General features: G+C 65.5%; 17 protein-coding genes. 5 read left to right on the top strand and 12 right to left on the bottom strand.

The annotated features are described in order from the left end of the window. Nucleotides 1-169: 169 nt before the first annotated feature. The 11 genes from LC062_RS09170 to LC062_RS09220 all read right to left on the bottom strand — a co-directional run bounded on the left by LC062_RS09170 (nucleotide 170) and on the right by LC062_RS09220 (nucleotide 9,854). The gene (locus LC062_RS09170) at nucleotides 170-1,783 is read right to left on the bottom strand and encodes a bifunctional metallophosphatase/5'-nucleotidase (protein ID WP_224910733.1); all 1,614 of its coding nucleotides are present in this window, start codon (nucleotides 1,781-1,783) and stop codon (nucleotides 170-172) included. A 270-nt stretch (nucleotides 1,784-2,053) separates the two neighbouring features. After that, on the bottom strand, nucleotides 2,054-2,902 hold the full coding sequence (locus tag LC062_RS09175) for a FecR family protein (RefSeq protein ID WP_224910734.1): 849 nt from the start codon (nucleotides 2,900-2,902) through the stop codon (nucleotides 2,054-2,056). 129 nt (nucleotides 2,903-3,031) lie between these two features. Then, nucleotides 3,032-3,247 carry a DNA gyrase inhibitor YacG gene (yacG, locus tag LC062_RS09180; RefSeq protein ID WP_181761702.1) on the bottom strand — a complete coding sequence of 72 codons (216 nt, stop codon included), beginning with the start codon at nucleotides 3,245-3,247 and terminating at the stop codon, nucleotides 3,032-3,034. A gap of 107 nt (nucleotides 3,248-3,354) precedes the next feature. Then, on the bottom strand, nucleotides 3,355-3,990 hold the full coding sequence (locus LC062_RS09185; protein ID WP_224910735.1) for a Maf-like protein: 636 nt from the start codon (nucleotides 3,988-3,990) through the stop codon (nucleotides 3,355-3,357). 58 nt (nucleotides 3,991-4,048) lie between these two features. Further along, complete coding sequence (gene infA, locus LC062_RS09190) at nucleotides 4,049-4,267, bottom strand: translation initiation factor IF-1 (RefSeq protein ID WP_181761704.1); 219 nt, start codon at nucleotides 4,265-4,267, stop codon at nucleotides 4,049-4,051. A 124-nt stretch (nucleotides 4,268-4,391) separates the two neighbouring features. Continuing rightward, complete coding sequence (locus LC062_RS09195) at nucleotides 4,392-4,853, bottom strand: arsenate-mycothiol transferase ArsC (RefSeq protein ID WP_404829699.1); 462 nt, start codon at nucleotides 4,851-4,853, stop codon at nucleotides 4,392-4,394. Continuing rightward, nucleotides 4,850-5,347, bottom strand: coding sequence for a UPF0262 family protein (locus LC062_RS09200; RefSeq protein ID WP_224910737.1), 498 nt, complete (start codon nucleotides 5,345-5,347; stop codon nucleotides 4,850-4,852). Before LC062_RS09200 ends, LC062_RS09195 begins: the two co-directional genes overlap by 4 nt. 94 nt (nucleotides 5,348-5,441) lie before the next feature. After that, nucleotides 5,442-6,737 (bottom strand): histidinol dehydrogenase, encoded by a 1,296-nt coding sequence (hisD, locus tag LC062_RS09205; protein ID WP_224910738.1) that lies wholly within the window; start codon nucleotides 6,735-6,737, stop codon nucleotides 5,442-5,444. Nucleotides 6,738-6,925: 188 nt separating this feature from the next. Then, nucleotides 6,926-7,363, bottom strand: coding sequence for a DUF2948 family protein (locus LC062_RS09210; protein WP_224910739.1), 438 nt, complete (start codon nucleotides 7,361-7,363; stop codon nucleotides 6,926-6,928). A 139-nt stretch (nucleotides 7,364-7,502) separates the two neighbouring features. After that, nucleotides 7,503-8,663: an acetylornithine deacetylase gene (gene argE / locus LC062_RS09215; RefSeq protein WP_224910740.1), complete on the bottom strand. Its 1,161-nt coding sequence runs from the start codon at nucleotides 8,661-8,663 to the stop codon at nucleotides 7,503-7,505. A 6-nt stretch (nucleotides 8,664-8,669) separates the two neighbouring features. Beyond that, the gene (locus tag LC062_RS09220; protein WP_224910741.1) at nucleotides 8,670-9,854 is read right to left on the bottom strand and encodes a M24 family metallopeptidase; all 1,185 of its coding nucleotides are present in this window, start codon (nucleotides 9,852-9,854) and stop codon (nucleotides 8,670-8,672) included. 131 nt (nucleotides 9,855-9,985) lie between these two features. Between LC062_RS09220 and LC062_RS09225 the strand changes: the two genes are divergently transcribed. Together LC062_RS09225 and LC062_RS09230 are read left to right on the top strand one after the other, a co-directional pair. Further along, nucleotides 9,986-10,492: an Lrp/AsnC family transcriptional regulator gene (locus tag LC062_RS09225; RefSeq protein ID WP_404829700.1), complete on the top strand. Its 507-nt coding sequence runs from the start codon at nucleotides 9,986-9,988 to the stop codon at nucleotides 10,490-10,492. A 263-nt stretch (nucleotides 10,493-10,755) separates the two neighbouring features. Then, nucleotides 10,756-12,126, top strand: a complete 1,371-nt coding sequence (locus tag LC062_RS09230) for an aspartate aminotransferase family protein (RefSeq protein WP_224910742.1) — start codon at nucleotides 10,756-10,758, stop codon at nucleotides 12,124-12,126. A 76-nt stretch (nucleotides 12,127-12,202) separates the two neighbouring features. Here LC062_RS09230 and LC062_RS09235 read toward each other — a convergent pair whose 3' ends face one another. Further along, nucleotides 12,203-12,688, bottom strand: a complete 486-nt coding sequence (locus LC062_RS09235; RefSeq protein WP_224910743.1) for a MarR family winged helix-turn-helix transcriptional regulator — start codon at nucleotides 12,686-12,688, stop codon at nucleotides 12,203-12,205. 175 nt (nucleotides 12,689-12,863) lie between these two features. Between LC062_RS09235 and LC062_RS09240 the strand changes: the two genes are divergently transcribed. From LC062_RS09240 to LC062_RS09250, 3 genes are read left to right on the top strand one after another with little or no spacing between them, the layout of a single operon-like run. Beyond that, on the top strand, nucleotides 12,864-14,639 hold the full coding sequence (locus tag LC062_RS09240) for an N-acetylglutaminylglutamine amidotransferase (RefSeq protein ID WP_224910744.1): 1,776 nt from the start codon (nucleotides 12,864-12,866) through the stop codon (nucleotides 14,637-14,639). An 8-nt stretch (nucleotides 14,640-14,647) separates the two neighbouring features. Beyond that, nucleotides 14,648-16,489 (top strand): N-acetylglutaminylglutamine synthetase, encoded by a 1,842-nt coding sequence (ngg, locus tag LC062_RS09245; RefSeq protein WP_224910745.1) that lies wholly within the window; start codon nucleotides 14,648-14,650, stop codon nucleotides 16,487-16,489. Beyond that, nucleotides 16,486-17,646: an osmoprotectant NAGGN system M42 family peptidase gene (locus LC062_RS09250; RefSeq protein ID WP_224910746.1), complete on the top strand. Its 1,161-nt coding sequence runs from the start codon at nucleotides 16,486-16,488 to the stop codon at nucleotides 17,644-17,646. The genes ngg and LC062_RS09250 overlap by 4 nt, the downstream gene beginning before the upstream one ends. The last annotated feature ends 100 nt before the right edge of the window (nucleotides 17,647-17,746 follow it).

Consider the following 17,746-nt stretch of genomic DNA (forward strand, 5'->3'; position numbering starts at 1 on the left):
TCCCACCCGGCGACCTCGCCCACCCCGGTTTCTCGCTGCATGTTGCCTTGTCACAACACCGCGCATTCCCTTGGCTTCAGAGCGAAGGCAACAAAAAACGCCGCCCGGGGAAACCGGACGGCGTCATAAGGCAGCAGGCGTAGAGCGCGCTCCACCTCCTGGCGCGGCGCTATTTCACCTCGCGCACGCGCCCGTCCAGATAGGGCGTGTATCCGCCTTGCAGGTTCCCGACATAGTCGGCGACCACCTCTTCAAGGCCCGGGCCATAGTCATAGGCATTGGCTCCGGCATCGGCGAAGATGCGATAGCCATCGCCGCCGCCGCGCATGTAGTTGTTCGACACGACGCCATAGACCTTCTCCGGGTCGAGCGGCACCCAGGTACCCTCCTCATCGACCTCAACGGAGATGATCCGCCCCTCCTTGGGCTTGCGCGCCCGGGTCCAGGAGTAGCGAATGCCGGCAACTTGCGGGAAACGGCCACCCGCCTCCTCCACCAGCGACACACCGTTTTCCAGCGCGGCGATCACATCGCTGCCCTTGAGCTGGAAGGTGGAGAGCGTGTTCTGGAACGGCAGGACGGTGATGACCTCGCCCATGGTCACCTCCCCAGCATCGATGGAGGCGCGCAGCCCGCCGCCGTTCTGAATGGCGATCTGCACGCCCTGGTCCTTGACCCGGGCCAGCATGGCATCGGCCACAAGATTGCCCATGGTGCATTCCTGCAAGCGACAGCTGTCGCGCGATCCGTCGATCGTGTCACTGGTGCTGCCTATGACCTTGGTACGCAGTTCCTCCAGCGGCACGGCGAGTTCCGCCACCCGGGCGGCGACCGCTTTGTCCGCCGGGACGGAAGCATCGAGCAGGATCGGGTTGCCCGCAGCGGAGACAACGTTGCCATCGTCATCGAACACCACCTCGATTTCGCCGAGGTACTTGCCATAGGCATAGGCCTGGACGACCGGCACCTGGCGGCCGCGCGGGTTCTGCACCAGCACCGGATAGGGACCAGCCGCCTTCTTGTCGGTATTGGAGAGCAGCGTGTGGGAATGACCACCGACGATCAGGTCGATGCCCGGCACCCGCGAGGCCACCTCCAGATCGCGCGGCAGACCCACATGGGTCAGGGCGATGATCTTGTCGACCCCTGCGGCCTCCATGCCCTCGACCGCCCCCTTGAGATAGGTCTCCGCCCGCAAGAAACCGACATTCTTGCCCGGCGAGGAGGTTTCGGCCGTATCCTCGGCCAGGACCGACACGATGCCGACCCGCTGCCCGCCGACATCGAGGATAACCGACCCCGGAACCTTCCCCTTCAGTGACGGCTCGTTCTCCACGCCGATGTTGCCCGACAGAACCGGGAACTCGACCTTTTCAAGGAAATCCGCCAGCCCTTGCGGACCATCGTCGAACTCATGATTGCCCACGGCCATGGCATCGAAGCCGATGGCATTCATGAACTCGGCCGCCGCCTTGCCCTTGTAGGTGGAGTAGAACAGCGAGCCCTGAAACTGGTCGCCGGCATCGAGGGTAATGACGTTCTTGCCTTCCGCCGCCAGCGCGGCGCGGCGCTCGTCGACCTTCGCCTTGACCCGGGCGATCCCACCAAAGCACTTGCCCTCGGCATCATCGTCGGCGGCGCAAGTGGAATCGTATTTGGTGATCGGTTCGAGGCGGGAATGCAGGTCGTTGATATGCAGGATGGTCAACGCATAGTCGGCCTGTGACGGTGTCGCGCCCAGCCCGAGCAGCGCCAGGCTCAATCCATAAACCAATTGTTTCATAGACCATCTCTCCCAATTGACATGCCGGCCCCACTGACATGCCGGGGCCTTCCGGGACGCCGTGAAAAAGAAGGCAGCGCCCCCCGAAACCGGCAGGCAAACAGTGCCACCATGGCTTGAAGAGGTCCAGTGAAAGCACTGCGACAGAGCGGGTTCTCTTCGCAATTCACCGCTGGTATCACGCAGCCAACAGCGCCGCAGGTAGGTTCGATCAGCGGCAATCAGGAGTGGTGGTCAGGCAAAGAAGAAGGAGCCAAGACCAAGCGTACCTCAGCACCCGTAGGTGCAAAGAACCTTTCGGGGGCCGGCATAGGCCTGGTTGGCGCGGTTGTAGTCGACGTAGCCATCCGGCGCGCGGCGCGGCGTGGACAGGATCACCGGCGCCGGGATCGGCTGACCCGGTTGCGGCGGCGTCGCCGAGTTGACGCTGGAAAAGCGTTGCAAGGCGGCTTCGGAGGGGGGCCGGCCAGATCCGCCCCGCCCGGTCAGCAATCGCGCCACCTCGCGGGTCATTGAGGGAGGCGTCCGGATCACACGCCCGGCGCCGCCGCTGGCCTCGATCGCGAAACCGGGCCGATAGACGCGCAGCTTGCGGCCATCCCGACCAACAAAGGTCAGGTCCTTGCCAAACAGGAACGAATAGATTGAGCGATCACCGCGATCGAGCAGGTTGGCCATGCCGCCGCGCACGCCGATGGTGCCCTGACGGGTGCGGATCGTCACGCCGCCGCGCGTCTTCGACAGCTTGCCACCGACATAGCGGGCAACGCCCTTGCCGAAGGTGGCGATCATCCGGCTGGTGCCCGCCGGCTGATAGACGAACTCGTCGATCACCAGATCGGAATTCGGCCCGATCAGGAAATTGGACCCATCGGCGAGCAGCACCTGCACAAGCCCCTTGCCGCCGGTTCGAATGCGCTCGTTCTGGAACACGGCCTTGCCGATCCGCACCGTTTTCAGCGGGCCGGCGCCGCGCTGGCTCCGGGCGCTCTGGTCGACAGCGCTGGCGACCCCTACCCCGTCCTCGGCCCGAGCTCCGGCAACGCTGCCGACAAGCAGAAGAGCCGGCAGAAGCAGAACAGCGGCGCGGGATAGGCGAAGAGGACAACAACGGCGCATCGTATCAGCCTCCAGAACGTTCGCCGCATGTCACCATGCGCAGAACCAACACTATACCTCTGAGCAGCGAGACGACGTGACCGGGATCACAGTGATCCGCAAGGTATCGTCCCGGCTCCCCGGCCAGGGTCAGCCTTCCTCCTGCCGGCGCGCCAGTTCCTCAAGGTCTTCCGGCTCGAGCTCGACAACAGGCACACTGTAGCTGCCGGACAGCCAGCGATTGAGATCCACATCGGCACAGCGCTTGGAGCAGAAGGGATAGAAGGCCTCCAACGACAGCTTTCCGCATTGCGGACAGGGCCGCACGGGCCGCTGTGCGGTCTTCTTGTCCTCAGAATCCGTCATGCCATTTCCCGTGTGGAGCGAGCCATGCCTGGCTCAAGTGTATGTCAGTGTGGCACGACCGTCGACCGCCCGCTATGCCAAGCGTGCGTGCATCGGCCTGCAAACGATCAGGCGCGGACCCGCGCCGGATCGTGCCAGGATCCCAGAACCGGGTATTTCAAACCGCCAAGCAGGGCCGATGTTTCCTGGAGCGGCAGGCCGACCACATTGGAATAGGAGCCGGTCAGTTTGACCACGAAGGCGCCGGCAAGCCCCTGGATGGCATAGCCCCCGGCCTTGCCCCGCCATTCACCGCTGGCCAGATAGGCCTCGATCTCGGCGCGAGACAGGCGCTTGAAGCGCACCCGCGTTTCCACGAGACGCTGGCGAGCGACATCCTTCGGCGCACTGACGCAAAGGCCCGTATAGACCCGGTGTCCACGCCCCGACAGCAGTTGCAGGCAGGCCTCGGCCTCCGCGCGGGTTTCGGCCTTCGGCAGAATGCGCCGGCCGACGGCGACAACCGTGTCGGCGGCCAGCACCAGCCCGTCGATGTTTTCCTCGACCCGATCGGCGGCGCGGCGCGCCACTTCCGCCTTGGTGCGTGCCAACCGCTGAGCCAGCGCGCGCGGGGTCTCGCCCTTGCGCGGGGTCTCGTCGATATCCGCCGGCATGAGCGTGTCCGGGTCGATCCCGATCTGCTGCAGCAGCGCAAGGCGCCGCGGCGAGGCGGACGCCAGGACAAGCTGGGGACGGTCGGTCATGTCAGGCGCGGCCTCTCGGTCCGCCGCGTGGCCGCCGGGGCGGCAACGACAGGCAGGATCACTTGAAACGGTAGGTGATGCGGCCCTTGGTCAGGTCGTAGGGCGTCATTTCCACCAGAACCCGGTCGCCGGCGAGCACGCGAATCCGGTTCTTGCGCATCCGGCCAGCGGTATGGGCAATGATCTCGTGGTCGTTTTCCAGCTTCACGCGAAAGGTCGCATTGGGGAGCAGTTCCGAAACCACCCCCGGAAACTCGAGGACTTCTTCCTTAGCCATATGGATTCCTGATTGTCATGCTAGATGTGGCGGCGAACCTAACGGATCGCAACAAGAAAGGGAACAGGCAGGTTTACGCGAAATCGCGGCGTTTTCGCCGCCACGGCATCCGTGCCCCGAACCATCAACCGCCGGGGGTCGGCGTCCAGCCAAACCGCTTCTTGATCCGCGTCTGTAGCAGATCTCGCACCTCGCGGTAACTGGAAAGAATTTGCTCGCGCGAGCCGGTGGCAAGGGTCGGGTCGGGGGTCGGCCAGTATTCGACCTCCACAGCCTCCGTCCGCGTCATCTCCAGCGCCTTGTGATGGGCCTCGGGAGCCAGCGTGATCACCAGGTCGAAGCCGGACTCGTCGAGCTGCTCGAAGGTCTTGGGCCGATGCCGGGCGAGATCGCAACCCACTTCCTGCATCACCGCGTCGACAAAGGGATCGGGCTCTCCTTCGCGCACACCGCAGGATTTGACATAGATGCGCTGCGGGAAAAGCAGGCGGGTCAGCGCCGCCGCCATCGGGGACCGCACCGCGTTCATGCCGCAGGCGAACAGGACGGCACCGGGCGCCTGTCCCGGCCGCGCCACCGCTCTCACCCCTTCCAGTGCAGGGCGCAGACCAGGGTAAACAGGCGCCGCGCCGTCTGCATGTCGACGCGAACCTTCCCCTCAAGGCGCTCCATCAGGATCTGAGAGCCCTCATTGTGCACCCCGCGCCGGCCCATGTCGATGGCCTCGATCTGGCTTGGCGTGGCCGTCTTGATCGCCTCGAAATAGCTTTCGCAGATCATGAAATAGTCCTTCACCACCTTGCGCAGCGGTGTCAGGGACAGAACATGGGTGACGATCGGCTCGCCGTCTTCCTGGGAAATGGCGAAGACCAGGCGCTTTTCCACCAGCGACAGGCGCAGGCGGAATGGCCCCTCGCCCACACCTTCGGGGGCGAACTCATTCTCGTCGATCAGATCATAGATCGCCACCGCCCGCTCGTGCTCGATATCGGGCGTCGAGCGAACGATGGATGCTTCGTCAAGCTCGACCGCGACCAGTCGGGCCGTATTGGTCCTGACCGCTTCCTGCGATGAAGTCATGGATGGTTCCCGTCCCCCGTCACGCCCATTTCCCACACCTATCGTGCCAGAGGCCCTTCCGACAAGCCGGAGATCCGCCTTCTGTGCAAACAGCCTAGAGATTGAGCCGCTGGGCCACCGATCGGCCATGGGCGGAGAGCCCTTCCGCCTCGGCCAGGGCAATCGCCGCCGGACCGAGCTCGCGCAGGCTTTCCGCCGTGCAGCGCAGCACCGAGGTGCGCTTGACGAAATCCAGCACCGAAAGGCCGGAGGAGAACCGCGCGGAGCGCGCCGTCGGCAGCACGTGGTTCGAGCCGCCGATATAATCGCCGATGGCCTCGGGCGTGTAGCGCCCCAGGAACGCGGCGCCGGCGTTGCGGATGCGAGCAAACAGGGCTTCCGGATCGGCCACGGCCAGTTCCAGATGCTCCGGCGCGATGGCATCGACCAGCGCCGGCGCCTCGGCCATGTCGCCCACCAGGATCACCGCGCCGAAATCGCGCCAGCTCGCGCCGGCGACCTCCGCCCGGGGCAACCGGGCGAGCTGCCGCTCCAGCGCCGTTTCGACGGCCGCCGCGAAACCGGCATCGTCGGTGATCAAAATCGACTGGGCGCTGGCATCGTGCTCGGCCTGGGACAGAAGATCGGCTGCGATCCAGTCCGGATCGTTCTCGCCATCGGCCACCACGAGGATTTCCGACGGACCGGCGATCATGTCGATGCCCACAGTGCCGAACACCCGCCGCTTGGCCGCAGCCACGAAAGCATTGCCCGGGCCGACGATCTTGGAAACGGCGGGAATGGTCTCGGTGCCGAAGGCGAGCGCGGCCACCGCCTGCGCCCCGCCGATGCGGTAGATCTCCTCCACGCCGGCCAGATGAGCGGCGGCAAGCACCAGCGGGTTGAGCACCCCGTCGGGGCTCGGCACCACCATGGCGATGCGCTCGACGCCGGCGACCTTGGCCGGAACCGCGTTCATCAGCACCGAGGAGGGATAGCTCGCCGTTCCACCCGGCACATAGAGCCCGACCGATTCGATGGCCGTCCAGCGCGACCCGAGTTCCACGCCGATGGCATCCGTGTAGCGGTCGTCCTCCGGCATCTGCCGACGGTGGTGGGAGGCGATCCGATCACGCGCCAGCGTCAGCGCGGCCAACGTCTCTTCCGGCACCGCCGCGACCGCAGCCGCGATCTCCTCGGCCGAGACGGTCAGCTCCGCCATGCTGGTCGCCGCCAGCCGGTCGAAGCGCTCGGTGTAGCGCAGCACCGCCGTATCGCCATGGCTGCGCACATCCTCCAGAATGTCACGCACCGCCGCATCGACATCGACCGACGCTTCGCGCTTGCCGGCGAGCAGCGCCGCGAAATCCTGGCTAAAGGTGTCATCCGAGGTCGCAAGCCGCTGGGCCAAGATCGTCTCTCCAGTTGGGTCCGCTCCGGCTTCCGGACGGAAATTTCAGGAAAACAGGAAGAGCAGCGCGCCATGTCCACGGTGACCGTGGCTCGCTCTTCCCTGCCCTTTTCACCAAGGGCGGATAGGGCAGGATGCGGCGTCGCGCAATCCCCGCGAGGCAAATTGCCGCCCCGCGCGCCCGGCGATCAGCCGATATCGTGGTTTGGACGATGTTCGGTTTCCCAGGCCGCGCCGAGATCGGTCAGCCGGGCCTCGATGCATTCGGCCTCAGCGGAGAGCGTGCCGCCGCCGGCAAAGACCAGCCGCAGACGGCCGGCCGGCGCCGCGCCTTCCTCGAATTCAACGGCCAGCAGCGACAGCACCGCGTCCTTGGCGTCCTGACGGATATTCTGTGCCTTGAGCGCGCTGACGCCGGCAAAGGACAGGGCGGCGCGGCGGCGCTCATGCCTCTTGCGCGATGCGCCGTTTTCCACGTCCCAGGCGAAACGGTTCATCACCAGCACCAGTTGCCCGTCCGCCGGATAATAGCGAATGTCGCCGACCTTCAGAACGGCGTCCTGTACCTGCGCGGAGATCACGGCAAGATCCTCCGCGTCGAGTGCCGCGAGTTTCAGCTGCTCCATTGACGAATGGCCCCGGTCGATAGATCGCCGCGCGCATCCCGCGCGGCCGTTGCGCCTAGACGTAATGATTTCGCCGCTCAAAGCAACATCGGAATGGTCCGAAGGCACTCCGTCCGCTCGCGCCTTCGCGCCGGATGGCCTATCCCGCCAGCTTGCGCTCCAGCCCAAGAAGCATGGCAAGACAGGCATCGAGCTGGTCGAGACTGACGAACTCGTCGGGCTTGTGCGCCTGCTCGATGGACCCGGGACCGCAGACCACCACCGACATGCCAAGCGACTGGAACAGCCCGGCTTCGGTGCCGAAGGAGACGACACCGGCGTCATTGGCACCAGTCAGCTCGGACAGAATCGCCCGGGCCTCGTTGTCGCTCGCCGGCACCAGCCCCTCCACCTCGCCGATCACATGGGTGACGATGGCCGCCTCCGGCGCCACGCCGCGCATCTCCGGCAGCAGGCTGTCCCGGGCGAAAGCCTCCATGGCCGCCAACAGCCGCGCGCGGTCCTCATGCCGGACGGGCCGCATTTCCCAATCGAGCACGCAATGGCCGGGGATCACATTGTGGGCAACGCCGCCGATCAACCGCCCAACCTGAACCGTGGTATGGGGCGGGTCGAACCGGCTGTCCCGCGGCGCATCGCGCTTTAGTTCCTCGCGCAATTCCATCAGCCGCGAGACGTAGCGCACCGCGTATTCGACCGCATTCACCCCCCGGTGCGGCAGCGAGCCGTGCCCTTCAAGACCGGTGAACACGGTGGTGTATTCACAGCAACCCTTGTGCCCCTCGATGATCTTCATGCCGGTCGGCTCGCCGATGATGGCGACCGCAGGCCTGATGTCCTGGGCGGCAAGCTCATCGACCAGATGCCGGGCACCGAGACAGCCGACCTCCTCGTCATAGGTGAGGCTGAAATGCACCGGCCGGCGCAGTTCTGCCGCCGCATAGCGCGGCGCCACTGCCAGACAGGCGGCGATGAAGCCCTTCATGTCGCAGCTGCCCCGGCCATAAAGCCGCCCTTCCGCCTCGCGCAAGGTGAAAGGATCGGAGGACCACTCCTGATCGGCCACCGGCACCACGTCGCTGTGGCCGGACAGAACGATGCCGCCGCCGGTGTCCGGTCCGAGCGTGGCGAACAGATTGGCCTTGCGGCCACTGTCGTCGCGCATCACGGAGATGCGCGCGCCCAGCGCGCCCAACCGGTCGGCGGCATAGGCGATCAACTCCAGATTGCTGTCCGACGAGATCGTCGGAAAGGCAATCAGGTCGGCGAGGATCGCCCGGGTCTCTTCCAGCAGCATCATGCCCTCTCAATGCTGAACGTAGAGCGCGCGCGGGCGCTGGCACAGACATTCCGCCGGTCCCTCAGGGGTGATCAGGATGCTTTCGGTGATCTCCAGCCCCCAATCCTGCATCCACAGGCCGGGCATGAAATGGAAGGTCATGCCCGGCTCCAGCACGGTGTCATCCTCCGGCCGCAGCGAAATGGTGCGCTCGCCCCAGTCGGGCGGATAGGAAATGCCGATGGGATAGCCACAGCGGGCGCTGCGCTCGATACCGGCGCGCTCCAGCGGCGCGGCCAGGGCACGGGCAACATCGGCCGCGGTGTTGCCGGCGCGGGCGGCATCGAGCCCGGCTTCCAACCCCTCCACCAGCGCCGCTTCCGCATCGCGCAGGTATTGCGGCGGCGTGCCGATGAACACCGTCCGGCAGAACGGGGCGTGATAGCGGCGGTAGCAGCCGGCGATCTCGAAGAAGGTCGCCATGTCCCGTTCGATCAGCCGCCCGTCCCAGGTCAGATGCGGCGCGGCGGCGTCCGATCCGCTCGGCAACAGCGGCACGATGGCCGGATAATCGCCCCAGGCATCGTCGGTTCCGCGAATGGCGTCGGCATAGATATCAGCAACGAGATCGGTCTTCTTCATGCCCGGGCGGATGCGCGACACGATGCCGTCGATGATCTTATCGGAAATGCGCGCCGCCCGGCGCATGAAGACGATTTCCTCATCGGATTTCACCGCCCGCTGCCAGTTGACCAGGGCGGTGGCGTCCGCCAGATCCGCTTCCGGCAGTTCCGCCTTGAGGGTCAGATAGGCTTTCGCCGAGAAATAGTAGTTCTCCAGCTCAAGGCCGATCCGGCGCGCGCCATAGCCCTTGTCGCGGATGATCGCCGCAAGGGTTTCCATCGGATGGCGCACGGTCGACTGGACGAAGTGATCCGGATAGGACGCCACCCGGTCATCCGCCATCCACACGGTGCGCACCGCACCATTGGCGTCCTGGCTCCGGCCCCACCAGATCGGATCCTCGTCGTGAAAGACCAACACCCCCTGATGGACGTAGAACGACCAGCCGTCATAGCCGGTCAACCAGGCGATGTTCGACGGGTCCTCGATGAACAGGAGGTCCAGCCCCGCCTCCGCCATCGCCGCGCGCACCTTTGCAAGGCGCCGCGCATATTCCCCACTGGTGAATGGAAGTTCGCTCGCCGGCATATCGCCTCCCCCAAAGCCCGATATCGCTCCCGGCGCGAATTGTTACACAGGCCCACCCGCGGTTGGACAGCCGATTTTTTGCGCGCGCCTCTCCGGCAACGGGCAGACGCGGCGATGGACAGGGGCCGCCGATGCCCGCTATGACGCCCGGTATGATCCGCCTCGACGACCGCGACATCGCCATCCTGAAGGTTCTGAGTGAAGAGGGCCGCCTGTCCAAGGCGGCGCTGGCCAAGCGCATCAACCTCAGCCCGACGCCCTGTTGGGAGCGGCTGAAGCGGCTTGAAAAAGCCGGCATCATCGAGGGCTACCGCGCGGAAATCTCGCTGCGCAAGACCGCCCCGCATGTCACCGTCTTCGTCACCCTGGAGCTGGAAACCCATAATGCCGCAGCGTTCCAGGCGTTCGAGCGGGCGGTGACCACCTATCCGGAGATCCTCCAGTGCTGGGCGCTCGGCGGCGGCTTCGACTATCTGCTTCAGGTGGTGACGCGCGATGTCGAAAGCTATCAGGCGCTGATCGACCGGCTGCTCGATCAGGGGCTGGGGCTTGCCCGCTACTACACCTATATCGTCACCAAGCCGATCAAGACCGGGCACGTCCTGCCTTTCGATACCCTGCTTTCGGCCGCAGACTGAACGGACCGGCAAGGGGCGTCAAAAAAGACGGATCGTCTGGCCGCCCGCCCCCTCTTCAGATGCATGTTCGGCCCGTTCCGGCCCATCCTCCGGGCAATGCGGACAGTGGTTCCGAGATACTGCCCGGCGCGCGGCGATTCCATCGGCTGTTGCGCCTTGCGCGGCAGGGCTATGCTCACGGACAACCGCGACGGACCGGGCGCCTTGCCAGGTCTGCCAGCGCCAAAACGGCCCGGCCATAAGGTCATTTGAGGGAGAGAGAAATGCTGACCAACGACCAACTCGCGCAATGGGACCGGGAGAACTTCTTCCACCCCTCGACCCACTTGGCCCAGCATGCACGAGGCGAGGCCCCGGGACGGGTCATTTCCAGCGGCGACGGTGTCTACATCTCCGACCGGGACGGCACCCGCCTGCTGGATGCTTTCGCCGGGCTTTACTGCGTCAATGTCGGCTATGGCCGCAGCGAGATTGCCGAGGCGATTGCCGCCCAGGCGCGGGAACTGGCCTATTATCACGCCTATGTGGGCCACGGCACGGAAGCCTCCATCACCCTGGCGAAGATGGTGCTGGACCGGGCGCCGGCCAACATGTCCAAGGTCTATTTCGGCCTCGGCGGCTCCGACGCCAACGAGACCAACGTCAAGCTGGTCTGGTATTACAACAACATCCTCGGCCGGCCGGAGAAGAAGAAGATCATCTCCCGCTGGCGCGGCTATCACGGTTCCGGGCTGATGACCGGCTCACTCACCGGCCTTGAGCTGTTTCACAAGAAGTTCGACCTGCCGCTGGCGCAGGTGCTGCACACCGAGGCGCCGGATTATTTCCGCCGGGCCGATCTCGACATGAGCGAGGCGGATTTCGTCGCCCATTGCGTTGCCGAGCTTGAAGCCCTGATCGCCCGCGAGGGCGCCGACACCATCGCCGCCTTCATCGGCGAGCCGATGCTCGGCACTGGCGGCATCGTGCCGCCGCCGGCCGGCTACTGGCCGGCGATCCAGGCGGTGCTGAAGCGGCACGACATCCTGCTGATCGCCGACGAGGTGGTCACCGGTTTCGGGCGTCTGGGCAGCATGTTCGGTTCCGATCACTATGGCATCGAGGCCGATATCATCACCATCGCCAAGGGGCTGACCTCGGCCTATGCGCCGCTGTCCGGCTCGATCATTGCCGACAAGGTCTGGAAAGTGCTGGAACAGGGCACCGACGAGAACGGACCGATCGGCCATGGCTGGACCTATTCCGCCCATCCGATCGGCGCGGCGGCGGGTGTGGCCAATCTCAAGCTGATCGACGACCTCGGGCTCGTCGCCAATGCGGGGGAAACCGGTGCCTATTTCAACGCCGAGATGCGCGCGGCACTTGGTGACCACGCCCATGTGGGCGACGTGCGCGGCGAAGGGCTGCTGTGCGCGGTGGAGATGGTCGAGGACAAGGCCAGCCGCCGCTTCTTCGATCCGGGCAAGAAGGTCGGCGCGGCGCTGGCCGCGGCGATGCTGCGCCGGGGGGTGATTGCCCGGGCGATGCCGCAGGGAGATATCCTCGGCTTCGCGCCACCGCTGTGCCTGACCCTTGAGGAAGCCGACACGATCGTCGCGGCAACCCGTGACGCGGTCGCCGAGGTTCTGGGCTAACGCTCAACCCCTCGTTTGCCGGCCTCTGCTTGCCTGACGCGCGCCCGTTCTTACCGGCCGGGGGCGCGTTGCCGTCTTACACGGAAATCCCCGCCTCGGTGCCCACCGGCACCTCATTCGGGTCGAGAATATCGGCCACGGTGCAAAAGGCGCGGACGATGGTCGCCCGCTCCTCGGGAGGCAACTCGCCGAACCGGGCGAAGAACGCTTCATGAAACAATGGCGGCGCTTCGGCGAGCAGCGCCCGCCCCCGTTCGGTCAGCCGCGAATGGACAATCCGGCGGTCGACCGTGCTGCGGTGCCGCTCGACGATGCCGCGCGCCTCCAGCTTTTCCAGAATGGTCACCGTGGTTGCCGCGCTGATGTTGGCGTGCCGCGAGATCGCCGCCGTGGTCGCTGCCTCGAAATCCCGCACCGCCTGAAGCACGACGATCTGCGGGATCGTCAGACCGGTCTCCCGCGCCACGCGCTTGGAGCGCACATCCATCGCCCGCACGATCCGGCGGATCGATCGCACGACGGTTACCGGATCCGCCGGCGGGGTCTCATTCTGTCGCGACATGATTTTCTCCAGATGCCTCCCCCTCGCTCGTTACACCACGAAATATTTGATTTCAAATCATTCGTGTACTAACTATTCGCCGACCTTTCCCGCAGCGCACACAAAACGGTCACTTGGCCATGTGAGGCTGCGGGATCGGAAGACATGACAGAAAACGAAAAGGTGCCAGTCAGATATGTGTGGAATTGCCGGTGAAATTCGCTTCGACGGACAGTTTGCCGATGCCCGGGCCGTGGCCCGGATGACCGAGCGACTGGCACCACGCGGCCCCGACAGTTCCGGCATCCTGGCGCAAGGACCCGTGGCGCTCGGCCATCGCCGGTTGAAGATCATCGACCTGTCGGACAAGGCGGCCCAGCCGATGGCCGACCCGCATCTCGATTTGTCGCTCGTCTTCAACGGCTGCATCTACAACTATCCGGAGCTGCGCAAGGAACTGGAGGAAAAGGGCTATTCCTTCTTCTCCCACGGCGACACCGAAGTCATCCTCAAGGCTTTCCATGCCTGGGGCGCGGAGTGCGTCAAACGGTTCCACGGCATGTTCGCCTTCGCCATTCTCGACCGCCGCGACGGCTCGGTGACACTGGCGCGCGACCGGTTCGGCATCAAGCCGCTCTACCTGGCGGAGACGGGCCAGCGCCTGCGCTTCGCCTCCTCGCTGCCGGCGCTCCTTGACGCCGGTGACGTCGACACCGGCATCGACCCGGCGGCCCTGCACAACTACATGAGCTTTCATGCGGTGGTGCCGGCGCCGCGCACCATTCTTTCGGGTGTGCGCAAGCTGCCGCCGGCAACGGTCCGGCGTATCGAGGCCGATGGCACCAGCCGGGAAACCCGTTACTGGTCGGCAGAATATGCAAGGCGCGAGGCCCATGCCGAACTTACCGCCGACGACTGGCGCGACCGGGTGCTGGAAGCCCTGCGCCTGGCCGTGCGCCGGCGGATGGTATCCGACGTGCCGGTCGGCGTGCTCCTGTCCGGCGGCGTCGATTCCAGCATGATCGTCGGGCTTCTGGCCGAGCAAGGGCAGAAGGACCTGATGACCTTCTCCATCGGCTTTGAAGGCGCCAATGGCGAGAAGGGCGACGAGTTCGTCTATTCGGACCTGATCGCCAAGCATTTTGCCACCGATCACCATCAGATCTTCGTGCCTTCGGCCGATCTGATGGGCGCCCTGCCCGACACCATCGCCGCCATGTCCGAGCCGATGGTCTCCTATGACAACATCGGCTTTTTTCTTCTAAGCCGCGAGGTTTCCAAGCACATCAAGGTGGTGCAGTCCGGCCAGGGCGCGGATGAGGTGTTCGGCGGCTATCACTGGTATCCGCCGCTGGCCGGCTCCAATGACGTGGTGTCGGACTATGCCCGCGTCTTCTTTGACCGGCCCCATGAGACGCTCGCCCGCCAGCTCTCGCCGGAGTGGCTGGCACAGACCGATGCCTCCCGGGAATTCGTCGCCGCGCATCTGATGCAGGCCGGCGCGGAAACGCCAGTCGACCGGGCCTTGCGGCTGGATTCGGAAATCATGCTGGTCGACGATCCGGTCAAGCGGGTCGACAACATGACCATGGCCTGGGGGCTGGAGGCCCGGGTGCCGTTCCTCGACCATGAGCTGGTGGAACTGGCCGCGACGATCCCGCCGGAGCACAAGCTGGCCCAGGGCGGCAAGGGCGTTCTCAAGGAAGCGGCCCGCCAGGTCGTGCCCAGCGCGGTCATCGACCGCAAGAAGGGGTACTTCCCCGTGCCGCAGCTCAAATACATTCAAGGTCCCTATCTCGACATGGTGCGCGACGCGCTGTCCTCGCAGGCGGCCCGCGAGCGCGGCCTGTTCCAGCAGGCGTATCTCGACACCCTGTTCGCCGATCCGACCGCGCATATCACGCCCTTGCGCGGCTCCGAGCTCTGGCAGGTGGCACTGCTGGAAATGTGGTTGCAGACCAACAACATCTGAGGCGCGACATGACCGGCAAGAAACCCGCTGGCGAGGGCTCGGGGCGCCCGCCCCGAGAGGCGCGCGGCCGCGATGCCTACACGCATCGGCTGAAGCGGATGCGTGAACACGGACTGAAACCGCCGATCGGCATGCAGGATCAGGACGGGCCGACGCTCGTCGAGAACTCCGCCCTCGACCTTGGCTGGGGGCGGCTGATCTTCGGCCAGACCTTCGCCGATCCGGAACCGCTGCTCGCCAAGCTGCAGGGCGAACTTCCCGACCGGCGCGACATTGCGGTCTATGTGCGCGATCCGCATGTGCTGCTGGCAAACGCGCCGCAGGAGCTGTTTCTCGACCCGTCCCATACCTTTCGTCTCAACCTGTCGACCTATCGCGCCTCACGCCGGGCGCCCAAGGGCTTCTTCCTGCGCCGGCTGACCGCCCAGGCCGATGCCAATGCCATCAACCGGATCTACGCGGCGCGCGGCATGGTGCCGGTGCCGCCGGATTTCTTCTGGGCCAAGCGCGACGCCCGTTCGATCTGCTATTTCGTCGCCGAAGACGAAGTCACCGGCGACATTCTCGGTACCGTGACCGGTGTCGACCACGCCCGAGCCTTCAACGATCCGGAGCGCGGCGGGTCGCTGTGGTGCCTCGCGGTCGATCCGCAGGCGCGCCATCCGGGCGTCGGCCAGGCGCTTGTCCGGCATCTGGCGGAGTATTTCTCCGCCCGCGGCCTCGCCCATCTCGATCTGTCGGTAATGCATGACAACGAGCAGGCCATCGCCCTTTACGAAAAGCTCGGCTTCGAGCGAGTCCCCTATTTCACCGTCAAGCGCAAGAACCCGATCAACGAGACCCTCTACACCGGCCCGGAGGTGGATAGCGCGCTCAACCCTTACGCCACGATCATCGTCAAGGAAGCCCGCCGGCGCGGCATTCATGTGGAGGTCAGCGACGCGGAGCGGGGGTTTTTCTCCCTGTCGCAAGGCGGGCGGACGATCCGCTGCCGCGAAAGCCTGTCGGACATGACCAGCGCGGTTGCCATGTCGATCTGCGATGACAAGACCGCCACCCGCGCCGTCGTCGAGGCGGCGGGCGTTGCCGTCCCGCAGCAGATCCAGGCCGACGCGGGCCCGGCGGAGCTGGAGGCCTTTCTCGCCGCCCATGGCAAGGTGGTGGTCAAGCCGGCGCGCGGCGAGCAGGGGCGCGGCGTCGCCGTCGGTCTCACCGACATGGCGGAGATCGCGGCGGCGGTGGAGACCGCAGGCAAGATTTGCGACACGGTGCTGATCGAGGAATGCGTCACCGGCGAGGACCTGCGCCTGATCGTCATCAACTACAAGCTGGTGGCCGCCGCCGTCCGGCGTCCGCCGGTGATCGTCGGTAATGGCCAGCAGCCGATCCGCGCGCTGATCGCCGCGCAAAGCCGGCGCCGCCTGGCGGCCACCGGCGGAGAATCGCACATTCCCATCGATGCGGAAACCGAACGCACCATTCGTCAGGCCGGCTACGACATGGACAGCGTTCTGGAGGCCGGCACCGAGCTGCAGGTGCGCCGCACCGCCAATCTTCATACCGGCGGCACCATCCATGACGTGACCGACATCGTTCATCCGGTGCTGGTGGAGGCGGCGGTGACGGCGGCGCGGGCCATCGACATTCCGGTCACCGGCATCGACCTGATGGTCAAGGCACCCACCCTGCCGGACTACCGTTTCATCGAGGCCAACGAGCGGCCGGGGCTGGCCAATCACGAGCCGCAGCCGACGGCGGAACGGTTCATCGACCTGTTGTTTCCCCTGTCCATTCCCGCACCGGTGCGGCAGGCTGCCTTGGAAACACCTCAGACGGCAAGCGAGGCATGATGCGCCTGACCATCGACACCGACTACCTGTCCGAAACACTCCAGGCGCTTTTGAACATCCCCAGCCCGACCGGGTACACCGACACGGTGGTCCGCTTCGTCTCGGTGGAGCTGGAACGACTCGGGCTCAAGGTGGAGCTGACCCGGCGCGGTGCGATCCGGGCGATCCGCAAGGGGGCCCGGGACAGCGGCGCCCGTGCCATCGTCTCCCATCTCGACACCCTCGGCGCGCAGGTCAAGTTCCTGAAGGACAATGGCCGCCTGTCGCTGGTGCCGATCGGCCACTGGTCGGCACGCTTTGCCGAAGGCGCCCGCACCACAATCTTCACCGGCTCGGGCGCCTATCGCGGCACCATCCTGCCGCTGAAATCCTCCGGTCACACCTTCAATGATGAAATCGACACCCTGCCGGTCGGCTGGGACCACGTCGAGATGCGCGTCGATGCACTGGCCTACAGCCGGGACGATCTCGACCGGCTCGGCATCGAGGTCGGCGACATCGTCTCCATCGACCCGCAGTCGGAATTCCTCGACAACGGTTTCATCATATCCCGCCACCTGGACAACAAGGCCGGGGTCGCGGTCACCCTCGCGGCGTTGAAGGCCTTGAACGAAGCCGGCGCGGAAACTCCGGTCGACATCCACTGGCTGTTCACCATCGCCGAGGAGGTGGGGGTCGGCGCCTCGTCGATCCTGATGCCGGAGGTCGCCTCCATGCTGACGGTGGACAATGGCACCACCGCCCCGGGGCAGAACTCCAGCGAGTTCGGTGTCACCTTCTCCATGGCCGACCAGACCGGCCCGTTCGACTACCACCTGACCAAGAAGCTGGTGGAGCTGTGTCAGGAGAACGACATCCGCTACCAGAAGGACGTGTTCCGCTACTACCGCTCGGATTCGGCCAGCGCCCTGGAAGCGGGGGCGGATGTGCGCACCGCGCTGATCACCTTCGGCGTGGACAGCTCGCACGGCTATGAGCGCATCCATATGCATGCGCTGCGCTCGCTGGCGGAGCTGATCACCTGCTATGTGGTGAGCCCGGTGGCCATCAAGCGGGACTATCAGGAAACCGCCGGCGTCAGCGGCTTCACCCGCCAGCCGACCGAGGAAGCGGAACAGTCCCTGACCGCCGACAGCGACGATCCGGCGACACCCTGAGGCGGCGCGGGCCTTCCGATCGCAGTTCATAAAACTGCCAAGAAACTGAAACCGCGCTGTTGCACCGATGTGTTCCAAGGCCCGGATCGGGGCGCGCTGG

Source organism: Stappia indica, assembly GCF_020177335.1.
GTDB classification, from domain to species: domain Bacteria; phylum Pseudomonadota; class Alphaproteobacteria; order Rhizobiales; family Stappiaceae; genus Stappia; species Stappia indica_B.